The sequence below is a fragment of the Pelagovum pacificum genome (genome assembly GCF_016134045.1).
GTDB classification, from domain to species: Bacteria; Pseudomonadota; Alphaproteobacteria; order Rhodobacterales; family Rhodobacteraceae; genus Oceanicola; species Oceanicola pacificus_A.
This window is the reverse complement of record NZ_CP065915.1, coordinates 222,656-239,732: the sequence shown is the minus strand read 5'-3', so window position 1 is coordinate 239,732 and position 17,077 is coordinate 222,656. Positions and strand designations below refer to the sequence as shown.

At 69.2% G+C, this 17,077-nt stretch carries 21 protein-coding genes; 5 read left to right on the top strand and 16 right to left on the bottom strand.

Annotated elements, in window-relative coordinates; genetic code table 11:
- Positions 1-17: 17 nt before the first annotated feature.
- From I8N54_RS01205 to I8N54_RS01185, 5 genes are read right to left on the bottom strand one after another with little or no spacing between them, the layout of a single operon-like run.
- Positions 18-596 (bottom strand): GNAT family N-acetyltransferase, encoded by a 579-nt coding sequence (locus I8N54_RS01205; protein ID WP_140194329.1) that lies wholly within the window; start codon positions 594-596, stop codon positions 18-20.
- On the bottom strand, positions 593-2,722 hold the full coding sequence (locus tag I8N54_RS01200; protein ID WP_140194330.1) for a molybdopterin-binding protein: 2,130 nt from the start codon (positions 2,720-2,722) through the stop codon (positions 593-595). The genes I8N54_RS01205 and I8N54_RS01200 overlap by 4 nt, the downstream gene beginning before the upstream one ends.
- Positions 2,719-3,207, bottom strand: a complete 489-nt coding sequence (mobB, locus tag I8N54_RS01195; RefSeq protein ID WP_140194331.1) for a molybdopterin-guanine dinucleotide biosynthesis protein B — start codon at positions 3,205-3,207, stop codon at positions 2,719-2,721. Before mobB ends, I8N54_RS01200 begins: the two co-directional genes overlap by 4 nt.
- Complete coding sequence (gene mobA, locus I8N54_RS01190) at positions 3,204-3,791, bottom strand: molybdenum cofactor guanylyltransferase MobA (protein WP_140194332.1); 588 nt, start codon at positions 3,789-3,791, stop codon at positions 3,204-3,206. The genes mobB and mobA overlap by 4 nt, the downstream gene beginning before the upstream one ends.
- Positions 3,788-4,642 carry a formate dehydrogenase accessory sulfurtransferase FdhD gene (locus I8N54_RS01185; protein ID WP_140195661.1) on the bottom strand — a complete coding sequence of 285 codons (855 nt, stop codon included), beginning with the start codon at positions 4,640-4,642 and terminating at the stop codon, positions 3,788-3,790. Before I8N54_RS01185 ends, mobA begins: the two co-directional genes overlap by 4 nt.
- Before the next feature lie 58 nt (positions 4,643-4,700).
- On the opposite strand from I8N54_RS01185, the gene I8N54_RS01180 reads away from it, so the two are divergent.
- Positions 4,701-5,411 carry an AzlC family ABC transporter permease gene (locus I8N54_RS01180; protein WP_140194333.1) on the top strand — a complete coding sequence of 237 codons (711 nt, stop codon included), beginning with the start codon at positions 4,701-4,703 and terminating at the stop codon, positions 5,409-5,411.
- Complete coding sequence (locus I8N54_RS01175; RefSeq protein WP_140194334.1) at positions 5,408-5,731, top strand: AzlD domain-containing protein; 324 nt, start codon at positions 5,408-5,410, stop codon at positions 5,729-5,731. Before I8N54_RS01180 ends, I8N54_RS01175 begins: the two co-directional genes overlap by 4 nt.
- A gap of 140 nt (positions 5,732-5,871) precedes the next feature.
- On the opposite strand, the gene I8N54_RS01170 is transcribed toward I8N54_RS01175, so the two are convergent.
- From I8N54_RS01170 to I8N54_RS01150, 5 genes are all read right to left on the bottom strand, one after another.
- A complete protein-coding gene (locus I8N54_RS01170) occupies positions 5,872-6,486 on the bottom strand; it encodes a hypothetical protein (protein WP_140194335.1) in 615 nt (204 codons plus the stop codon).
- Positions 6,487-6,509: 23 nt separating this feature from the next.
- Positions 6,510-6,644, bottom strand: coding sequence for an aa3-type cytochrome c oxidase subunit IV (locus I8N54_RS01165; protein ID WP_140194336.1), 135 nt, complete (start codon positions 6,642-6,644; stop codon positions 6,510-6,512).
- 71 nt (positions 6,645-6,715) lie between these two features.
- A complete protein-coding gene (locus I8N54_RS01160; protein ID WP_140194337.1) occupies positions 6,716-7,204 on the bottom strand; it encodes a DUF6173 family protein in 489 nt (162 codons plus the stop codon).
- A 50-nt stretch (positions 7,205-7,254) separates the two neighbouring features.
- Positions 7,255-8,289: an MBL fold metallo-hydrolase gene (locus I8N54_RS01155; protein ID WP_231592548.1), complete on the bottom strand. Its 1,035-nt coding sequence runs from the start codon at positions 8,287-8,289 to the stop codon at positions 7,255-7,257.
- Complete coding sequence (locus I8N54_RS01150; RefSeq protein WP_140194338.1) at positions 8,286-9,983, bottom strand: acyl-CoA dehydrogenase; 1,698 nt, start codon at positions 9,981-9,983, stop codon at positions 8,286-8,288. The genes I8N54_RS01155 and I8N54_RS01150 overlap by 4 nt, the downstream gene beginning before the upstream one ends.
- Before the next feature lie 114 nt (positions 9,984-10,097).
- On the opposite strand from I8N54_RS01150, the gene I8N54_RS01145 reads away from it, so the two are divergent.
- Together I8N54_RS01145 and rnhA are read left to right on the top strand one after the other, a co-directional pair.
- Positions 10,098-11,033 (top strand): L-threonylcarbamoyladenylate synthase, encoded by a 936-nt coding sequence (locus I8N54_RS01145; protein WP_140194339.1) that lies wholly within the window; start codon positions 10,098-10,100, stop codon positions 11,031-11,033.
- Between the two features lie 283 nt (positions 11,034-11,316).
- The gene (gene rnhA / locus I8N54_RS01140; RefSeq protein ID WP_140194340.1) at positions 11,317-11,769 is read left to right on the top strand and encodes a ribonuclease HI; all 453 of its coding nucleotides are present in this window, start codon (positions 11,317-11,319) and stop codon (positions 11,767-11,769) included.
- A 108-nt stretch (positions 11,770-11,877) separates the two neighbouring features.
- Here the strand turns inward: rnhA and fmt are convergent, their stop codons facing one another.
- The 4 genes from fmt to def (I8N54_RS01120) form a co-directional block, all read right to left on the bottom strand.
- Positions 11,878-12,780 (bottom strand): methionyl-tRNA formyltransferase, encoded by a 903-nt coding sequence (fmt, locus tag I8N54_RS01135; RefSeq protein ID WP_140194341.1) that lies wholly within the window; start codon positions 12,778-12,780, stop codon positions 11,878-11,880.
- 212 nt (positions 12,781-12,992) lie between these two features.
- Complete coding sequence (def, locus tag I8N54_RS01130) at positions 12,993-13,484, bottom strand: peptide deformylase (RefSeq protein ID WP_140194342.1); 492 nt, start codon at positions 13,482-13,484, stop codon at positions 12,993-12,995.
- Positions 13,481-13,975, bottom strand: a complete 495-nt coding sequence (gene def / locus I8N54_RS01125) for a peptide deformylase (RefSeq protein WP_140194343.1) — start codon at positions 13,973-13,975, stop codon at positions 13,481-13,483. Before def (I8N54_RS01125) ends, def (I8N54_RS01130) begins: the two co-directional genes overlap by 4 nt.
- A gap of 1 nt (position 13,976) precedes the next feature.
- A complete protein-coding gene (gene def / locus I8N54_RS01120; RefSeq protein ID WP_140194344.1) occupies positions 13,977-14,498 on the bottom strand; it encodes a peptide deformylase in 522 nt (173 codons plus the stop codon).
- 101 nt (positions 14,499-14,599) lie between these two features.
- Between def (I8N54_RS01120) and I8N54_RS01115 the strand changes: the two genes are divergently transcribed.
- The gene (locus I8N54_RS01115; RefSeq protein ID WP_140194345.1) at positions 14,600-15,772 is read left to right on the top strand and encodes a MalY/PatB family protein; all 1,173 of its coding nucleotides are present in this window, start codon (positions 14,600-14,602) and stop codon (positions 15,770-15,772) included.
- A gap of 7 nt (positions 15,773-15,779) precedes the next feature.
- Here the strand turns inward: I8N54_RS01115 and I8N54_RS01110 are convergent, their stop codons facing one another.
- Both I8N54_RS01110 and cobM read right to left on the bottom strand, forming a co-directional pair.
- The gene (locus I8N54_RS01110) at positions 15,780-16,127 is read right to left on the bottom strand and encodes a hypothetical protein (RefSeq protein WP_140194346.1); all 348 of its coding nucleotides are present in this window, start codon (positions 16,125-16,127) and stop codon (positions 15,780-15,782) included.
- A 75-nt stretch (positions 16,128-16,202) separates the two neighbouring features.
- Entirely contained in the window at positions 16,203-16,988 is a 786-nt protein-coding gene (gene cobM, locus I8N54_RS01105; RefSeq protein ID WP_140194347.1) for a precorrin-4 C(11)-methyltransferase, read from the bottom strand.
- Between the last annotated feature and the right edge of the window lie 89 nt (positions 16,989-17,077).

The window sequence follows — 17,077 nt, the reverse complement described above, 5'->3', positions numbered from 1 at the left end:
CCACTGTATCGCACGGCTCACATGATGCGCCTCGCCATCGTCGTCGCCTTGCCGTAACCGAACAGCAGCCGGATCAGGGGCGAGCCGCGCTCCCCCACTTCCTGAAACCCCCGCCGATCATAGAGCGCCCGCGCGGAGACGTTGTCCTCCACCACGTCGAGCAGCACCTCGCGGCAATGCCGCGCCTGCGCCTCCCGTGCCAGTGCCTCGATCAGCGCGGTGCCGACGCCGCGCCCGCGCTCCGCTTCGGTGACGAAGATACCGTCCACGAGCAGCTGTCGCTGCTCCATCGGACGCTCCAGCAGCCGCAGGCAAGCGGCCCGCCAAAGCGCGCCCGGCAGGCCGTAGACCCGCCGCAGATCGGCGAAGTCGCCGCCCACCAGCGCCCCGTCCCGCGTGTGGAACCCGGCGACGCCGATCAGGACCTCGCCGTCGTAGGCGCAGAGGGCATGGGACGGGCTCGCCATTTCCTCGATGAAGCGCAACGCCTTCTGCTCGGGACCAAGGACGCGACCCAGTTTGCCCCCGAACGCCTGCCAGTAGAGCCGCGCCAGCACCGGGCGGTCGTCGGGGTGGAACCCCTTGCGCACGATCACAGGCCGAAGCTCCCGAACGGGAGGAACCGCACCGGGTCGCCGGGCGCGATCTGCCGCGCAGGTTCGGCCAGTTCGACCAGCCCCTCGGCCCAGCTCAGCCCGGTGACCCGGCCCGAACCTTCGGAGGCGAAGACTTCCGCCCGGCCCTCGCGGATGCGCGCGCGCAGGTACTCGCGCCGGCCTTGCTTCTTCGACTTGGTGAAGGCGGCGGGCACCTCGAACCCGACGACGTCCGGCCAGCCTGCGCCGGCCAGCCGCGCGAGCGCGGGCCGCGCGAAGATCAGCGTGCAGACGAAGGCGGCGACCGGGTTGCCGGGCAAGCCGAATATCGGCGCCCCCCGCCACAGGCCGAGCGCCAGCGGACGTCCCGGCTTCACCGCGATCCGCCAGAGCTGCATCGACCCGGTCTCGTTCAGCAGACGGCTGACGTGGTCTTCATCCCCCGCCGAAGCGCCACCGGAGGTGAGGATCGCATCCGCCTCGGCCGCGCCGTGCTCGAGCCGGTCGCGGACCGCGTCCTGACTGTCTGGCGCGATGCCGAGGTCGACCGGCTCGTAGCCCCAGCGGCCGAGCAGCGACAAAAGCATCGGCCGATTGGCGTCGATCGTGTGCGACACGCCGTCGGCCTCCCCCGGAGCGCGCAGCTCGTCCCCCGTAGACAGCACGCCAACCCTCAGCCGCCGCCGGACCGTCACCGTGCCGAGCCCCGCCGCCGACAGGGTGGCGAGATCCCCCGGCGTGAGGACCCGACCGGCCGGGAGCACCGGATCGCCCGTCCGGATGTCCTCACCCGCCTTGCGGGTGTTGGCGCCGGGTTTCGGGGCCTTCGTCATCGCGACGTCTCCGTCGGAGACCGCGCAGTCCTCCTGCAACGCCACGGTATCGACCCCGTCGGGCAGCAGCGCCCCGGTCAGGATGCGCACTGCCTGCCCCGATGCGACACGCTGATCGAAGGGCGCGCCCGCAGCCGCCCGGCCACGGACCAGCGGCAGGACCAGAGCGCCCGTCTGGGGCCCGGGGTGGGCGAAGCCGTAGCCGTCCACCGCCGCGTTCGCGCCCGGCGGATGTGACCGTGCCGCGACGGCATCCTCCGCGAGCGGCAGGCCTACGGCCTCGGTCACGGGGCAGATCTCGCTTTCCGTCACCGGGGAAAGTCGGTCGCGCAGCAGGTCGAGCGCCTCGTCCACCGGCGTCCAGGTCACCCCGCGGGGCAGCGCAAAGCAATCGTCCGAGAGCGGCGGCACCGGCGTGAAGTCCCGGACGACGCCCCCTGATGGCAACGCCCGTTCCAGAGCGTCAGCATGGCCGATGCCGAGGATCCAGCCTTCCTCGGCATCGCCTTCGGCCAGCATCGCGGCAAGCTGCTCCGGCGCGAGCCGGAAGAACGCCTCGGCCAGCGTCCTGACCTGCACCTCGTCGCGGATATCGTCCGCTCCTGTCCGGGCGCGCACCACGCGGTCGAGCAGCGTGGGGAATATCTCCGCCAGAACGACCGGGGCCTCGGCGCGTTCGAACGGGCTGATTGCGATCGCCTTGCCGTAGCGCTGCCGCAGCGCCGCCAGACGCGGCAGCCCGAGCAGCGCCTGCGAACCGACCGAACCGGTGGTGAACAGCTTCCAGCAGGGGTGCGTGCTTTTCAGCAATCCCTCGACCTCGCGCCTTTCGGGGAAGCCCTTGAAGGTTCGCGCGCTGCCATGCGTCGGCAGGTCGGGCAGGTCGAGGTGCGCGGGCCGCCCCCAGAACGGGCCGACGCCGGGGAAGCGCGCATTGATCGCGGCGGCGACCTCGAACCGGTTGTTGGCATTGTCGGGCGCGTCCTCGATCCGCTCAGCCAGCCAGTCCCAGAGGCCCAGCGGATCGGTCGCGCCGGTCAGCGCATGGGCGAAGCCGCGGGGGTATGCGAAGGGGAAATCGAAGCCGATCAGCAGCCGCTCGCCGTGGGCCAGCGCCGTGTCGATGCGGGCAGAGATCGCCGCCATCGCCGAGGCTCGCGTGCGGTGGTAGCTGGCGGTCACGCCGTTGTCCGACGCTTCACCGATCCAAATCGCGTCCTTCTTCGGCTTGGCGGAGGTCGGCGTGGCGGACCCCGACCAGTCAACCATCAGGACGGCGTCGAACCGGGTCATGCGGGCTCCGACAGGATGAAGTCGGCGATGGCGGACGCATCGTCGAGCGGGAAGCGCGGGCACGGCACCGTCACCTCGACGTCCGAGGCAACCGCCCGGACGGTGGAGTCGTCGGGTGCGAGCAGCGGGTTGCCGGCCGCTTCGCGCCAGGCCTCGATCTTCGGGATCGGCGCGGTTTTCCAGCCCTCCGCCAGCACCACGTCCACCGGGTCGAGCCGTTCGAGCAACTCATCGAGGGTCGGCTCGGGCGCATCGCCGAGCTCGCTCATCAGCGCCCACCGACGGTCCGAGGCAACCAGCACCTGCCGCGCCCCGGCGTCCCGGTGGCGGTGGCTGTCGCGGCCCGGCTGGTCGACATCGAACGCATGGTGCGCGTGCTTGAGGGTGGAGACCCTGAGGCCCCGGCCCGTCAGCTCGATGACCAGTCGCTCCACCAGTCCTGTCTTGCCGGAGTTCTTGTAGCCGACGATCCCGAACAGCCTCACGCCATCGTCTCCGCGGTCGCAAGGTCCTCGGGCGTGTTCACGTTGAAGAAGGCGGTATCGTCGGGGAACTCGGCCATCGCGCAGCCGTGGCGATCGGTCCAGATCACCACCTTTCGCAGTCCGTCCGTCAGCGCCTGGCGGAGGTCGTCGCGCAGCGCGACGGGCCAGAGCCCGAAGGTCGGCTGACGACCAGAGGGCGACGCGGCGAGCGCGATCGGCACAGCCCCCTCCTCCGCCGCGAGCAGCAGGCGGGGTACGAGGTCGGGCGGCAGGAACGGCGTGTCGGCGGCGGCACTCACCACATGGTCGGCGCCCTGCTCCGCCGCCCAGTCGAGCCCGGCGAGCACCCCGGCGAGCGGTCCGGGAAAGCCGTCGATCCCGTCGGGCAGCACCGGCAGGCCGACATCGGACCAGCGCCCGGCGTCGCCGTTGGCGTTGAGCGCCAGCGCGGCGACTTGCGGCGAGAAACGGTCGATCACGTGGTCGAGGATGGTCGATCGTCCGAGCCGCAGCCGCCCCTTGTCGCCGCCGCCCATCCGCGTCGCGCGCCCCCCTGCGAGGATCACTCCGACCGGCGCCTTCATTCCGTGGACTCCGTCCCGTCCGGCGACGCGTCACGCACCAGCCGGTCTTCCCCGGCGAGGCAGAGGAAGCGCCGGCCCTTGAGACGTCCGATCAGGGTCAGGCCGACCTGGTTGGCAATCTCGACACCCCACGCGGTAAAGCCCGAGCGCGAGACCAGCGCCGGGATGCCCATGAGCGCACATTTGATGACCATCTCGGAGGTCAGCCGTCCGGTCGTGTAGAGAGTCTTGTCCGCCGCGCCCTCCCCCGTCGCGACCATCCAACCGGCGATCTTGTCGACGGCGTTGTGGCGGCCGACATCCTCCATGTAGACGAGCGGCTGATCCCCCCGGCAGAGCACGGTGCCGTGGATCGCCCCGGCCCGCAGGTAGAGCGAGGGCGTCCGGTTGATCCGGTGCGACAGCGCGTAGAGATCGGACGTTTTCAAGGCGAGGTCTGGCAGAGTGAGGCCCTCGAGCCCCTCCATCATATCGCCGAAAACGGTGCCCACGGCGCAGCCGCTGGTGCGAGTCTTGCGGCTGAGCTTGTCCTCGTAGGTGGTCCGCGAACGGGTCCGCACGACGACCGTCTCGACTTCCGCGTCGTAATCGACGCCGGTCACATCCTCGCCATCCGCCAGCATCCCCTGGTTCTTCAGAAAACCGAGAGCGAGATATTCCGGGTAGTCGCCGATGGTCATGGCGGTGACGATCTCCCGGCTGTTGAGGTAGATCGTCAGGGGGCGTTCCTCGACCACGTCGGCCTCGATGCGCGCGCCGGTTTCATCGTGCCCGGCCACCCTCCGGGTCAGGCGCGCGGCCTCCGGATCGGGAGCGAGACGATAGCCGGAGAGATCCTCGAGCCGGGCCAATTGCCATTCCTTCCGTCGCCGGATACCCACGGTGCGACCTTCAGAGTAATTCACCGCAATGACCACCTCCACCGAGAAATCCGCCTTCTGGCAGGGCTTTCGCGACGGGCTGCCGTTCGTGCTCGTCGTGGGGCCGTTCGGCCTGCTGTTCGGCGTGGTCGCGACCGAGGCGGGCCTGCCGCTGATCCAGGCCTTCTCGATGACGCTGCTGGTGATCGCGGGCGCGTCGCAGCTGACTGCGCTGCAGTTGATCCTCGACGGGGCGGGCGTCTGGATGGCGCTTGCGGGCGCGCTGGCGGTAAACCTGCGAATGGCGATGTATTCGGCCTCACTCGTGCCGTGGCTGGGGAGCGCGCCGCTCTGGCAGCGGGCGCTGGTGAGCTACCTGAACTTCGACCAGACCTTCGCGCTGTCCGTCGCCCGCTACGAGGCAGAGCCGCAGATGACGGTCGGCGAACGGGTGGCGTTCTTCCTCGGCGTGGCCATCCCGATCGCGCCGCTCTGGGCGTCGATGACGATCGTCGGTGCGCTGGTCGGGTCGGCCATTCCGGACGAGGCGAACATCGACTTCGCGCTGCCGATCACCTTCCTCGCCGTCGTTGCGCCGATGCTGAAAACCTTGGCCCATGTCGCGGCGGCGGTGACTTCGGTCATCGTGGCGCTGCTGCTGGCCGGACTGCCGGCGGGCACAGGGCTGTTGCTGGCGGCGGCCTGCGCGATGGCGGTGGGCGCGACGGTCGAGATCCTGATGGGGAGGCCGGCACCATGAGTTCCGCCGCGATCTGGCTGCTGATCGTCCTGCTCGGGATCGGCACCTTCCTGATCCGATTCTCGTTCCTGGGCATAATCGGCGACCGCAAGTTGCCGCCGCTGGTGCTGCGGCTGCTGCGCTACACGCCGGTCGCGGTGCTACCGGGGATGGTCGCGCCGCTGGTGCTCTGGCCCGATTCGACCGGCGGGGAGCCGGACGCGGCGTGGATCGCGGCGGCGCTCGCCACGCTGCTGGTCGGCGTCTGGCGCAAGAACCTCGTGCTGTCGATCGCGGCGGGGGCGGCGGTGTTCTACCTCGGCATCTGGCTGCAGGCCTGATCCGGCGGCGCACCTTCGGTGCGCTCTGGACGCCCGCCCTCCGGGCGGACAGGTTCAGGGGGCTGTCTGCCCCCTCTGGTCCTGCGGACCATTCACCCCCGAGAAATATTTGAAGCCCGAAGAAGGCCGGAGACCGTGCGCTATTCGGCGACCTGTTCGTCAAAGGCGGCGCGGGCGATCGTCTTGTCGTCGCTGTCCGTCTCGTGCCGTTCGCGGCTGGTGACGCCGGGCAGGCGGTCGAACTGGCGGGCGAGCGCGTTCGGGAACCACGTGACGTTGATCGATTCGAACCCCGGCAGCTCGGACAGGATGGTCGAGGTCGCGCGGGCGCACTGGGCCTTGGGCACGGCGCCGAAAGTCATCGCGCGGCGCAGCGCCTGTTCGGCGACCGGCGCAGGCACGACCTTGTCCTGTCTGTAGAGGTAGTAGGTGATCCGCGCGTGGTAGGTCTCATAATATTCCTCGACCTGCGGAGAGATGCCGTAATGGACATCGTTCCGCTCCGGGATCGACTCGTGGCCGAAGGTCCCGGCGGGATCGAAGATAACCCGCTGGCTGGCATTGATCATCAGCCCGGTGTGCGCGCCCTGCCCGCCGCCCTCTTCCCGCATGGTGAAGAGCGTGAGCATCGGCGGCCCGTCGAAGGCATAGATGCGGGGATTGAGGAATTCGTCGGGCGCCCAGGTCGGCTCTGCCGCGCCGCAGGCGGTCAGCAGGGTTGCCGGGGCGCCGAGAAGGAAAGCGCGTCGCTGCAAGGGGATGATCCGGGGCTGGCCTGTCAGCCGTTGACGAGGGCGAGGAGGACGAGACCGACGATGATCACGATCGCACCACGGGTGACGAACTTGATGAAGGTGTCGAAGGTCTGTTGCTGAACGGAGATGTCCATCTCACCGTGCTTGTGTTCGGCCATGTCGGCTCCCTCGTGCGTTGGTTGTCCGGTGCTTAGACGATCGCGTCGCCCCTGTCACCTTCACGAAGCTGTCAGTCTGTCGCAGGTGGCGGCGTTGCATCGCCCGCCTCGTCCTCGGCGTCGAGATCACGGGCGAGGCGGAAGCCGATCCGGTTCGCCTTGGGCTGATCGATATGTTTGGGCATCGCGCGCAGCAGGACGTTGAGCTGCGTGACATGCTGGATCACCTGCGTCTTCGCGCCCGTGCCATCGGCCCCGTAGAAGGTCACGATGTCAGGGTCGAAGTACCCCATCCCCTCGATCCGGATCACGCCGGCATCGCCGCCGGTGAAGCCGATGGCGACCTCGTGTTCCGAATCGAGCTGCTGCTCGAAGTTGCGGATGTAGAGGATCAGCCGCTCGTAGGCCCAGCGGGCGGCGCTCTTGCGCTCGGCGCTGCGTTTCAGACCCTCGGGGACCGCGACGATCCCGGTGGCGGGATCGGCGTGCACTTCGTGCACGGCGGGCAGCGCGTCGGCCTCGTGCGCCTCGGCGGCGGTGGCGATCTCATCATTCGTCATGTGCGAGACCGGAGCATGCCGCGCCGCCGGGTGCAAGGTTGGGCGCAAGGTCACGCCGTACTGTACACCCATGCGTCGCCGCGCCGGGTGCGGCTGGCCTCCCCTGCGAGCCAGAGGTGATTGCAATGGGCAACCGCCTCCACCAGCGCGAGGCCGAATTCGCCCTCGCCGATCCGGCGGCGGAAGAGCGCGGGGAAACACTCGATCGCCGTGCGTGGCTCGGCCAGGTGATTGCGCAGCCGCGCGAGGGCGGAGTGATGGTTCTCCTCCATCTGGCGCAGGCGGAACGGCAGGCCGCGATAGGGCAGCTTGTGGCCGGGCAGGATCAGTTGGTCCTCCGTCGCGAAGGGGGCGAGGCGCCGGCACGCCGCGATCCAGTCGGCGACCGGGTCGGCCTCGGGCTCCGTCGGGTGCACGCCGAGGTTGGGGCTGATGCCGGGCAGCAGCTGGTCGCCGCCGAGGACGAGCGGCTCTTCGCGGCACCAGAAGGTTGCGTGGTCGATGGCGTGGCCGCCGCCGAGCCGAATGTCCCAAGTGCGCCCGCCCATCTTCAGCATCCCGCCTTCTGGCAGGTCCCGGAAGCCGAGCGGCAGGGGCTCCACCACATCAGCGAAGTTGAATGGCCGGCGGGCGATGTAGCGGTCGAGCGCCGCGCCCTCCAGCCCGGCGGCGCGGTAAAACGCGACGGATTCGGGCGGCGCGACGTCCTGCTCGTCGAGCACGAGCATCCGCGCAATCAGGTAGGCGGTGCGCGGGATCAGGAGCTCCGCCCCCTGTGCCATCAACCCTCCGGCGAGGCCGACGTGGTCGGGGTGGTGATGCGTGACGACGACGCGTGTGACAGGCTTGCCCGCGAGCGGTCCGTCGAGCGCGGCCCGCAGCGCGGCACGTCCGGCTGTCGTCGCCATGCCGGTGTCGATCAGCGTCCAGCCGTCCCCGTTGTCAAGCGCGTAGACATTCACGTGGTCGAGCTTCATCGGCAGCGGCAAGCGCAGCCAGTAAATGCCCTCGGCCACCTCGATCGCCTCGCCTGCCGCGGGCGGCGTGTCCCACGGGGTCGATATCGCCTCGGCCCGGATGGTCACGCGGCGAGCTCGTCCGGCGAAAGGTCGAGCACCGCGTCAGCGGCATCGAGCCCGGCGAGCAGGCTCGCATGTTCCGGGAGCAGACGATCGATGTAGAACCGGGCGAGCTTGGTGCGGGCTGCCTCGCCCGAGGTCGCCGCGACGAGGTGGAAGTGCCCGCCGAGGACGCGGGCGAAGGCGCGCAGGTAGGGCACGGCATCGGCGAAGCGGTCGGCCGGGTCGCGCGCGACCAGCGCCTCGGTCGCGTCGCGCAGCGATTCAGCCGCATCGTAGACCGCGTCTGCAAGGCCGGGCTGTTCGGCGCGGGCCGCTTCGGAGCCGGCGCAGATCTCGTCGATCAGGCGGAACGCGGCCTCACCCTTGTCGGCCAGCTTGCGTCCGACAAGGTCCATCGCCTGGATGCCGTTGGTGCCTTCGTAGATCGAGGTCACGCGCACGTCGCGCAGCAGCTGCGCGGCCCCCGTCTCCTCGATGAAGCCCATGCCGCCATGGACCTGGATGCCGGTCGAGGCGATTTCCTCGCCGATGTCGGTGCCGAAGGCCTTGGCGATCGGCGTCAGCAGGGCGGCACGGGCGGCCCACGCGTCCTCGCCCGTGGCCTTCGCCATGTCAAGCGCGACGGCGCAGGCGAGCGTGATGGCGCGGGCGGCGAAGAGATCGGCTTTCATGCCGGCCAGCATCCGGCGCACGTCGGCATGTTCGACGATGGTGCCGCTGCCGGCGGCCTTGCCCTGCTTGCGCCCCGTCGCGTGGGCGAGGGCGAGCTGGAAGGCGGCATCGGCTACGCCGACACCCTGCGTGCCGACGCCGAGCCGGGCATTGTTCATCATCGTGAACATCGCGGCCATGCCGCCGTGCTCGGGCCCGACGAGCCAGCCGGTCGCGCCGCTGTATTCCATGACTGCGGTCGGGGAGCCATGCAGACCGAGCTTGTGCTCGAGGCTGACGACCTGCAGCGAATTGCGCTCGCCCGGGGTGCCGTCGGCATCGGGGATATATTTCGGAACGAGGAAGAGGCTGATACCGCGCGTCCCCGGCTGGCCGTCCGGCAGCCGCGCGAGAACGAGGTGGCAGACGTTGTCGGAGAAATCGTTGTCGCCCCAGGTGATGTAGATCTTCTGACCGGTGATCGCGAAAGTGCCGTCGCCGTTCGGCTCCGCCTTCGTGCTGAGCGCGCCGACGTCCGAGCCCGCCTGCGGTTCGGTGAGGTTCATCGTGCCGCACCATTCGCCGGAGATCAGCTTTGGCAGGTAGAGCGCCTTCAACTCGTCGCTGGCATGATGTTCGAGCGCCTCGATCTGGCCCTGGCTCATCAGCGGGTTGAGCTGCATGGCAAGGCAGGCGCCTGCCATCATGTCGTTGAACGCGGTGGTGAGCGTCAGGGGCAGGCCCATTCCGCCGTAGTCCGGATCGGCGGAGATGCCGATCCAGCCGCCCTCGGCGATGGCGGCGAACGCCTCGCCGAAGCCCGGGGGCGTGCGCACGATGCCGTTCTCGAGCCTTGCGGGATTGGTGTCACCGGGGCGCTGCAGCGGGGCGACGATGGTCTGGCAGAGCCGACCGGCCTCGGTGAGAATGGCGTCCACCGTCTCGGGCGTGGCCTCCGCGAAACGGTCGGTGTCGGCGACGCGCTCGAAGCCGACGACATGGTCGAGGAGGAAACGGAACTCGGAAACCGAGGCCTGATATGGCATGAAACGCCTCCCGTGCGCTGCTTGTCCGGCCGGCGGCACAGGTCTATGCCCGGTCGGGACGAATGGGCCACAGGCTAGCCGTGCGCCCCCACCCCGCAACCGGAACGCCACGTCATGACCAGACACCTGACCACGGATGATGCCGGCCTCGCGGAGGCCGCCGCCCTGCTTGGGGCCGGCGAGATCGTCGCGCTGCCGACGGAGACGGTCTATGGCCTCGCCGCCGATGCCCGCAACGGAGAGGCGGTCGCCCGGGTCTACCGCGCGAAGGGGCGGCCGGCGTTCAATCCGCTGATCGTGCATGTCGCGGACGCGGAGGCGGCGGCGGAACTGGTCGAGATGACGGACGATGCCGAGCGGCTCGCCGCCGCTTTCTGGCCCGGCGCGCTGACGATGGTCCTGCCGCTGCGCGACGACGCGGGAATCGCGCCGCTGGTCACGGCGGGTCTGCCGACGCTCGGCGTGCGCGTGCCCGACCATCCTGCCGCGCGGGCGCTGCTGCGAAAAACCGGGCCGCTCGCCGCGCCATCGGCCAACCTGTCGGGACGGATCAGCCCGACGAGCGCGGAGCATGTGCTCGCCGGGCTCGACGGCAAGATCGCGGCGGTACTCGACGGCGGGCCCTGCCCGGTGGGGCTCGAATCGACGATCGTCGGACTGCTGCCGGAGCCGACCCTGCTGCGGGCCGGCGGACTGCCGGTCGAAGCGCTGGAGCGATGCCTCGGCACGGCGCTGCAGGAACCGGGCGACCCGGGCAGCGCCCCGATCTCGCCCGGCCAGCTGTCGTCGCACTACGCCCCGGCGGGCCGGGTCCGGCTCGCGGTCGAGTCTCCCCTGGAAGGCGAGACCTACCTCGGCTTCGGTCCCCATGAGGGTGATCTGACCCTGTCGCGGAGCGGCGACCTCGTCGAAGCGGCGGCGGCTCTGTTCGGCTGCCTGCACCAGCTCGACGCGATGGGAGCAACGGCGATCGCTGTCGCGCCGATTCCCGACCATGGCCTCGGTCGCGCGATCAACGACCGGCTGCGCCGCGCCGCCGCGCCACGCTGATCCGGCGGACCACCTTCGGCGCGCAGGCCTGCCCCCTTGTGGTCGGACGCCTCAGGGGGCTGTCTGCCCCCTCTGGTCCTGCGGACCATTCACCCCCGAGAGGTATTTCCGGCCCGAAGACACGGGGGACTCACCAAGGGAACGGCACGCACCCGCTCGCTCATCTGGCCATAAATACCTCCCGCCGGAGGCTCCGACCTTTCAAACAGTCCTGCCGCTGAGGCATGGCGCGCCGGAGCAAATCCTGCTCGACAAATGCGGGCAGCCGCGCCATTCCGCCGGCATGACCGACCTTTACGCCTATACCGACGGAGCCTGCTCCGGAAATCCCGGCCCCGGCGGCTGGGGCGCGATCCTCATCGCCCGCGACGGCGATACAATCGTCCGGCAGAAGGAGTTCTCCGGCGGGGAAGCCCAGACCACGAACAACCGTATGGAGCTGCTCGCCGCGATCACCGCGCTCGAGGCGCTGGCGCGGCCCTCAAGGCTGACGATGGTGACGGACAGCAACTATGTGAAGGACGGCATCACCTCCTGGCTCAGGGGCTGGAAGCGGAACGGCTGGAAGACCGCCGCCAAGAAGCCCGTGAAGAACGAGGACCTCTGGCGCCGCCTCGACGAAGCCGCCGCGCGGCATGAGATCACCTGGGAGTGGGTGAAGGGTCATGCCGGGCATCCCGAGAACGAGCGCGCCGACGAGCTGGCGCGTGCCGGGATGGCACCTTTCAAGAAGTAGCGGTTGCCGGCTGTTCGCCGGACGCGGGGACAGTTCCCCGGGCATCCGCTGCGCGGCGCGCCGGGCTTTGTGGTCTCGTGGACGGCTCTTCGGTGGCTCCGGTCGAGATCAGTCGAGCCGGTCCGGCGCCCCCTGCCAGCCGCGCAGCACCTCGCCCGCATCCATCGCGCGCTTGCCCTCGCGCTGTACGCGAGAGATTCGGACCGCGCCCTCACCGCAGGTCACCGTGAAGCCGGGGCCGAGCGTTCCCGGCGCACCGGACTGGTCGGCGAGGCCGGACCCCAGAAGTTTCAGCCGTTCGCCGTCCGCTTTGCACCAGGCCCCGGGGAACGGGGACAGGCCACGGATCAGGCGGTCGACGTCCGTCGCGGGGCGGGTCCAGTCGATGCGGGCCTCTGCCTTGTCGATCTTGGCGGCGTAGGTCACGCCATCCTCCGGCTGCTCCTCCGGCGACAGCTCTTCCAGACGGGAGAGCGCGTCGACGATCGCCGACGCTCCAAGCATTGAGAGCCGGTCGTGCAGGGATCCGGTCGTCTCTTCCACGCCGATCGCGGTGTCGCGGCGCAACAGGACGGGACCGGTGTCGAGCCCGGCCTCCATCTGCATGATGCAGACGCCGGTCTCCGCGTCGCCGGCCATGACCGCGCGGTGGATCGGCGCGGCGCCGCGCCAGCGCGGCAGGAGCGAGGCATGGATGTTGAGGCAACCGCGCGCGGGGGCATCGAGCACGGCCTGCGGCAGAATCAGACCGTAGGCGACGACGACCGCGATCTCGGCACCGAGCGCGGCGAAGTCCGCCTGCGCCTCGGCGTTACGCAGCGAGACCGGGTAGCGCACCTCGAGGCCGAGCGCCTCGGCCCGGGCCTGCACCGGGGTCGGGCGGTCCTTCTTGCCACGGCCCGCCGGGCGGGGCGGCTGGCAATAGACGGCGGCGATTTCGTGCCCCGCGTCGACGAGGGCGTCGAGGACGGGGACCGAGAAGTCGGGCGTGCCCATGAAGACGATGCGCATGGTGGCTCCGGCGTTGTTTCGTTGCGGAGGTAGCATCGGGGAGAGGGGGCGGGAAGGGTTTGGGTGGTTTGCGCTTGGTGGGTGCCGTTGGGGGCTGACCCCTCACCCTGCCCTCTCCCCCGAGGGGAGAGGGTTCCGGCGCTCCGGGGGTAGGGTGCGCGCTCGATGCGCACCCACTTTTGCTGCTCAAAACTGGCCCAAGGGGCCAACCGTCAGCGCTGCTTCGTGGCCCGCTTCAGCAGCCGCTCACGCTTCAGGCGGCTCAACCGGTCGAAATACATCCGGCCGGCAAGGTGGTCGATCTGGTGCTGGACGCTGGTCGCCCAGAGGCCGACAAAGTCCTTCTCCTCGATCGCGCCGGCAGCGTTCAGGAACCGCACGGTGACGGCGCGGGGCCGGGTCACGACGGCGGAGACGCCGGGGAGGTTGGGCGAGGCTTCCTCGTGCTCGCGCGGCTCGACACTGGCGTGCAGGATTTCCGGATTGGCGAGGCGGACGGCCTGCCCGCGCGCGGTGCTGGCGTCGACGACGGCGAGCTGCAGGCCGATGCCGAGCTGAGGCGCGGCGAGGCCGTAGCCCGGCATCGCTTCCATCGCCTCGATCATCTCGTCCCAGATGGCGCGGGTTTCGTCCGTCACGGCCTCGACCGGCGCGGCTGGGGTGCGCAGGCGCTTGTCGGGCCACATCACGAATGGACGGCTCATGCGGCGTACTCGGCCTCGAGCGCCGCGCGTTCGGCAGGCGGGAGTCGGTCGAAATGGACGAGGCCGTCGAGATGGTCGAGCTCGTGCTGGATGCAGCGGGCGAGCGCACCGTCCATGCGGCCGGTGCGCTCCACCCCGTCGAGGCCCTGCCAGCGGAGTTCGACCGCCTCGGGGCGTATCACGCTGGCGGTGACTCCGGGAATCGACAGGCACCCCTCGGTGTAACTGCAGACCTCTTCCGACGTGCCGAGCAGGACCGGGTTCACGAAGACCATGGGCTCTGGCTCGGCCTCCTTCCACGCCACGTCGACGACGAACAGGCGCGACATCACACCGATCTGCGGCGCGGCGAGGCCGCGGCCGGGCGCGTCGTACATCGTCTCGAGCATGTCGTCGGACAGCGCACGCAGGGCGTCGTCGAAGTCGGTCACGGGCGCGCAGACCTCGGCGAGGCGCGGGTCGGGCCAGAGCAGGATCGGCCGCAGCGCCATGTCAGGCGCGCGCCTTCTCGCGCTTCAGCTTCTGCATCTTGCGGGTGATCATCTGGCGCTTCAGCGGCTTGAGGTAGTCGATGAACAGCTTGCCATCGAGATGGTCGATCTCGTGCTGGACGCAGGTCGCCCAGAGACCGTCGAACCGTTCGGAATGCTGCGCCCCGTCAAGGCCGAGCCAGCCGACCTCGACCTCCGCCGGCCGTTCGACATCGGCGTACTGGTCGGGGATCGAGAGACATCCTTCCTCGTAGGTTGCCATTTCGTCCGACGTCCAGGTGACCTCGGGATTCATCAGGACCATCGGGCGGGGATCCTCGCCCTCTTCCTTCACGCAATCCATCACGAGCAGCCGTTTCATCACGCCGACCTGCGGCGCGGCGAGGCCGATGCCCGGCGCGTCGTACATCGTCTCGAGCATGTCGTCGGCCAACGTGCGGAGCTGGTCGGTGATTTCGGTCACCGGTTCGGCCACGGTCTTCAACCGCGGGTCGGGATGGATGAGGATGGTGCGCTTCGCCATGACGCTCATCTAGGACAAGCCCTGCCGCCGCGCAACTCGCCCCTTGTGGCCACGTTACAGAAGCGTAGCTTCTCGCCGAACGTGCAAGCAGAGGAATTCACATGTCATTTGACGAACCCGTCGGCCGCGCCGGTATCGGCTCCATCAAGTGGGACATGACGGATATGCTGGGCGTCACCGGCGAGGACGTGCTGCCGATGTGGGTCGCCGACATGGATTTCGAGAGCGGCCCCTTCATCGCGGACGCGCTGCGCGAGGTGACGGAAACGGGCTTCCACGGTTATTTCTCCACCCTGCCCGCCTGCTACGACGCGGTCGCCTGGTGGCTGGAGACGCGGCATGGCTGGACCGTGTCGACCGATTGCATGAACGCCACCCACGGGATCGGCAACGCGATCGCGCTGTGCCTCGACATATTCACGGCGCCGGGCGACCCGGTCGCGATCATGACGCCGGTGTACCACGAGTTCACCAACAAGGTCCGCCGCAACGACCGCGAGGTCCGCGAGCTTCCGCTGGCGAAAGATGACAACGGCCTGTTCGCGCTCGACTTCGAGCGGTGGGAGACATTGCTGACCGGCGCGGAGAAGATGCTCATCATCTCCTCCCCGCACAATCCGGCGGGGCGAATCTGGACGGCGGAGGAGCAGGTCGCGATCGGCGACTTCTGCGCGCGGCACGACCTGATCCTGCTGTGCGACGAGATTCACCACGACCTGATCCTGCCGGGCAACCGGCACATACCCTTCCCGGTCGCTGCGCCGCAGCACATGGACCGGACGATCATGGCGATGGCCGCGTCAAAGACCTTCAACGTCGCCGGAGGGCGCACCGGCTTCCTGATCGCAACCGATCCATCCCTGCAGGAGCGAATCACGACTCGCATCCGGCAGTTCGATATCCAGCCGAACCGCTTCGGAACGGAGATCACACGTGCCGCCTATTCCCCGGCCGGCGCGGAATGGGTCGATGAGCTGACGGCCTATCTCGCCGGAAACGTGAGCGTCTTCGCGGACGGGATCGCGGCGATCCCCGGCGTGTCGTCGATGCCGATGCAGTCCACCTACCTCGCCTGGGTCGATTTCGAAGCGCTCGGCATGGCGCACGACGAAGTGGTGCGCCGGGTACATGAGGACGCCCGCATCGCGCCGAGCCCCGGCCCGGCGTTCGGTACCGGGGGCGAACACTGCATGCGGTTCAACCTCGGCACGTCGCGTGCCCGCGTGAAAGACGCGGTTGCGCGGCTGCAAAAGGCGTTCGCGGACGTTCAGTAAGGCCGGATCAGGTCGGCGGCAGGTAGCCCGCCGGCTTGAAATCTGGCTGCTCGAAATCGACGGGCGGCTTGTCGGCGGCGGGCGTGGCGCGCTTGATCTCGTAGATCAGCTCATCGCCGTCTTCGCGAGAGGTCAGGATCAGGCACTGCGCGATGTGCTTGCTGCCTTCGAACAGGTCGACGAGGCCGCGCAGGTTGCCGCCTTCTTCCCGGTCGAGTGCGAAGCCCGTGCTCCATGACCGCAGGACGCGGATCGAACGGTCACCCACTTCGAGGCGAAGGCGGCTCTTGCGGCGCTCGGCTTTCTTTCGCGCCTGCTCGAGTCCTTCCCTCACGCTGTCCGGCAAGAATTCCATCGTCGTGACCCTCCATCCTTCACGTCTAAAATGACGTGCCCCCTCCGCAAATCAAGGGACAGGTTGAGCAGAGTTTCACGAGGTTGCAGTTGCGCCGCGCCGGGCTTTCGGGCGCAGCAGATGCGGCCGTGCAGCATCATAGAGCGCGCTGTCGGGAAAGCCGTGTTCGCGACCGAGCGCGGGGCCGACGAGGATCAGCGCAGTGCGGGTGATCTTGGCCTCGCGGACCTTGCTCTGAATGTCCGACAGGGTGCCCCGGATCAATTGCTCGTCCGGCCAGCTGGCGCGATAGACGACGGCCACCGGGCAGTCCGCCCCGTAGTGCGGCGCGAGCTGGCGTTCGATCTCGCGCAGCGCCCGGATCCCGAGGTGAATGGCGAGCGTCGCACCGGTGCGGGCGAAGTTCTCAAGCGTCTCACCGTTCGGCATGGCCGTCGACTTCATCGACATGCGCGTCAGCACGATGGACTGCGCGACCTCGGGGATCGTCAGTTCCTGCCCGAGCGCTGCGGCCGCGGCGGCGTAGGCGGGCACGCCGGGGATGATCTGGTAGGGGATGTTGTCGGCCTTCAGCCGCCGGGTCTGTTCGGCGATCGCACCATAGAGCGACGGGTCACCGGAGTGGACGCGGGCGACGTCCTCGCCCCGCTGGTGGGCGGCGAGGATCTCGCCATGCGTCTCGTCCAGCGTCATCGGAGCGGTGTCCATCACCACCGCCCCCTCGGGCGCGCGGGCGACGACGGCCTCTGGCACCAGCGAGCCAGCGTAGAGGCAGACAGGACAGCTCTCGATCAGCCGTGCGGCCTTGAGCGTGAGCAACTCGGGATCGCCCGGCCCGGCGCCGATGAAATAGACGGTCATCCTGTGATCTCCCTTATCCTTTAGGTGCTCTCGTGCCCCGTGACCGCGTCGGCCCGCTCCCTTGCGTCCTCCTCCTGAAGGAGAGGAGG

What these genes read in the sequence shown, in the direction of transcription:
- I8N54_RS01200 (WP_140194330.1), bottom strand. Translation starts at nt 2,722, where the DNA reads ATGACCCGGTTCGACGCCGTCCTGATGGTTGACTGGTCGGGGTCCGCC.
- mobA (WP_140194332.1), bottom strand. Translation starts at nt 3,791, where the DNA reads ATGAAGGCGCCGGTCGGAGTGATCCTCGCAGGGGGGCGCGCGACGCGG.
- I8N54_RS01180 (WP_140194333.1), top strand. Translation starts at nt 4,701, where the DNA reads ATGACCACCTCCACCGAGAAATCCGCCTTCTGGCAGGGCTTTCGCGAC.
- I8N54_RS01175 (WP_140194334.1), top strand. Translation starts at nt 5,408, where the DNA reads ATGAGTTCCGCCGCGATCTGGCTGCTGATCGTCCTGCTCGGGATCGGC.
- I8N54_RS01165 (WP_140194336.1), bottom strand. Translation starts at nt 6,644, where the DNA reads ATGGCCGAACACAAGCACGGTGAGATGGACATCTCCGTTCAGCAACAG.
- I8N54_RS01160 (WP_140194337.1), bottom strand. Translation starts at nt 7,204, where the DNA reads ATGACGAATGATGAGATCGCCACCGCCGCCGAGGCGCACGAGGCCGAC.
- I8N54_RS01150 (WP_140194338.1), bottom strand. Translation starts at nt 9,983, where the DNA reads ATGCCATATCAGGCCTCGGTTTCCGAGTTCCGTTTCCTCCTCGACCAT.
- I8N54_RS01145 (WP_140194339.1), top strand. Translation starts at nt 10,098, where the DNA reads ATGACCAGACACCTGACCACGGATGATGCCGGCCTCGCGGAGGCCGCC.
- rnhA (WP_140194340.1), top strand. Translation starts at nt 11,317, where the DNA reads ATGACCGACCTTTACGCCTATACCGACGGAGCCTGCTCCGGAAATCCC.
- fmt (WP_140194341.1), bottom strand. Translation starts at nt 12,780, where the DNA reads ATGCGCATCGTCTTCATGGGCACGCCCGACTTCTCGGTCCCCGTCCTC.
- def (WP_140194342.1), bottom strand. Translation starts at nt 13,484, where the DNA reads ATGAGCCGTCCATTCGTGATGTGGCCCGACAAGCGCCTGCGCACCCCA.
- def (WP_140194343.1), bottom strand. Translation starts at nt 13,975, where the DNA reads ATGGCGCTGCGGCCGATCCTGCTCTGGCCCGACCCGCGCCTCGCCGAG.
- def (WP_140194344.1), bottom strand. Translation starts at nt 14,498, where the DNA reads ATGGCGAAGCGCACCATCCTCATCCATCCCGACCCGCGGTTGAAGACC.
- I8N54_RS01115 (WP_140194345.1), top strand. Translation starts at nt 14,600, where the DNA reads ATGTCATTTGACGAACCCGTCGGCCGCGCCGGTATCGGCTCCATCAAG.
- I8N54_RS01110 (WP_140194346.1), bottom strand. Translation starts at nt 16,127, where the DNA reads ATGGAATTCTTGCCGGACAGCGTGAGGGAAGGACTCGAGCAGGCGCGA.
- cobM (WP_140194347.1), bottom strand. Translation starts at nt 16,988, where the DNA reads ATGACCGTCTATTTCATCGGCGCCGGGCCGGGCGATCCCGAGTTGCTC.